This window comes from Catenibacterium sp. (assembly GCF_052354645.1).
Lineage (GTDB): Bacteria > Bacillota_I > Bacilli_A > Erysipelotrichales > Coprobacillaceae > Catenibacterium > Catenibacterium mitsuoka_A.
Window position 1 is genome coordinate 1 of the sequence record NZ_DAWDDM010000322.1, and the last position, 2,110, is coordinate 2,110.

Consider the following 2,110-nt stretch of genomic DNA (forward strand, 5'->3'; position numbering starts at 1 on the left):
TCATAATATTTTAAAATCATCTTGATACAATACTCTCAACAGTATACTTCATCATCCTGAAGATATATAGGATATTTACGCATATAAAAAAACCTCCCACTTATTTATTCCTTCATAAGTGAGAGATTTCTTAATATTTTATCCTAAAACTTTTCTAAGTTTAGTAATAAATTCATCAACATGTTCTTTTGTGATTATTAGAGGTGGTAATAAACGAATTACCTTTTCACCAGCAGTTACTACAATAACACCTTCATCAAGTAATGCCTGGACATATTTCTTAGCTGGGACATTTAATACAATTCCCTGCATTAATCCTAAACCTCTATGTCCTACAACACAATCATAGTCTTTGACTACTTTATCTAATTCTTCTAAAAGATATTCAGATACTTCTTTACAGTTTTCTACAATTGAATCCTTCTTTAAGATATCAAATACAGTAGAGACTGCAGCAGTCACAAATGGATTACCTCCATAAGTACTTCCATGGTCTCCTGGTTCCATTGCCTTCGCAAACTTTGCATTAGCTACAAATGCACCTACTGGTACACCACAACCAATACCTTTTGCAAGACAGACAATATCAGGTAAGATATCATACTGGAAATAAGTCATGATTGTTCCTGTTCTTCCCATACCACACTGTACTTCATCAAGAATAAGACAGATATCTTTTTCATCACAGATTTGTCTTAATCCCTGTAAGAATTCTTTTGTGCAAGGATTGACACCACCTTCACCCTGTACTGGTTCTACAATAATAGCGCCTGTACGATCAGTAAGTAAGGCTTTAACGCTTTCTAAGTCATTTAAAGTGGCATATTTTACACCTTCCATTAATGGACCAAAAGCCTGCTGATAATGGGCATTACCAGTTAACTTAACAGAACCTGTAGTACGTCCATGGAATGACTGATGGAATGCGATGACTTCACTATCAGCCTTATGGTGTTTTAAGAAGTAGTATTTACGTGCAAGCTTTAATGCCCCTTCAGTTGCTTCTGCACCTGAGTTACAGAAGAATACCTTTGAAAGACGAGTTGCCTCCACTACTTTCTTAGCTGCTTCAATGGCAGGAACAGTATAGAAATAATTAGACACATGAGTTAATGTCTTTAACTGCTTTTCTACTGCTTCTACATAGGCAGGATACCCATATCCAAGAGAATTGACACCAATACCACTATAGAAATCTAAGTATTTATTACCTTCTGTATCATAGAGATATACACCTTCTCCATGATCTAAAACAGTATCATATCTACCATAAGCATGAAGAAAATACTGTTCTCCTTCTTCATAATACCCCATTACTGCTCCTCCTGATAATTCAAAATAATTTTCATATACATATCCACAACAGACTGTAATACAGATTCATTAAAATTAAATGTACCTGTATGGAGTCCACTCTGGAATTCCTTGGTTTTAGTACCGACAAAGATAAATAGACCTTTTACCTCTTTCTGATAGAAAGAGAAATCCTCAGCAAGCATGAGTGGTTCATCTAATTCTTTTAATGAAGTAATTGATGAGACATAGTTAAATAGCTTTTTATCATTGATGACAGCTGGATAGAATGGTGGACAGCTCCACTCAATTTGACATCCATAGGCTTCTTCAAAACCTTTATTAATACGTCCTATAGAATCTGTGAGATGAGCAAACATTTCATCACTATAACAACGTACTGTGCCATGGAATTCTGTTTCCTTGGCCACACTATTACGTGCTGTACCACCATGAATTTCTCCAATATTCATAATAGCTGGATGGAATGGTGTCTTCATTCTTGTCAAAATATGCTGGTATTCATTAATTAAAGAACAAGCAATAAGTAAAGAATCTACACCTTCATGAGGTAAACCTGCATGAGCCCCTCTTCCTATGACTTTTACATCTAATTCACCACATTCAGCCATTAAACCACCTGGTTTAGAAGCAATCACACCTTCATCTAATAATGGCATCAAGTGAATACCAAAAATAGATTCTACATTAAACTGTTTTAATAAACCTTTTTCACAGACAATGCGTGCTCCTCCAGGAGATTCTTCAGCTGGCTGGAAGATTAAAAGAATATCATAAAGAATAGGTTCTTTATTTT

Annotated in this window: 2 protein-coding genes; both read right to left on the reverse strand. The window is 35.2% G+C overall.

Annotation, left to right across the window (positions count from 1 at the left end):
- Positions 1-138: 138 nt before the first annotated feature.
- Positions 139-1,314 carry an aspartate aminotransferase family protein gene (locus ACT8VG_RS10570; RefSeq protein ID WP_187011523.1) on the reverse strand — a complete coding sequence of 392 codons (1,176 nt, stop codon included), beginning with the start codon at positions 1,312-1,314 and terminating at the stop codon, positions 139-141.
- On the reverse strand, positions 1,314-2,110 hold a 797-nt coding region (locus ACT8VG_RS10575; RefSeq protein ID WP_444195849.1), incomplete at its 5' end, for a M20 metallopeptidase family protein. The genes ACT8VG_RS10575 and ACT8VG_RS10570, both read right to left, overlap by 1 nt.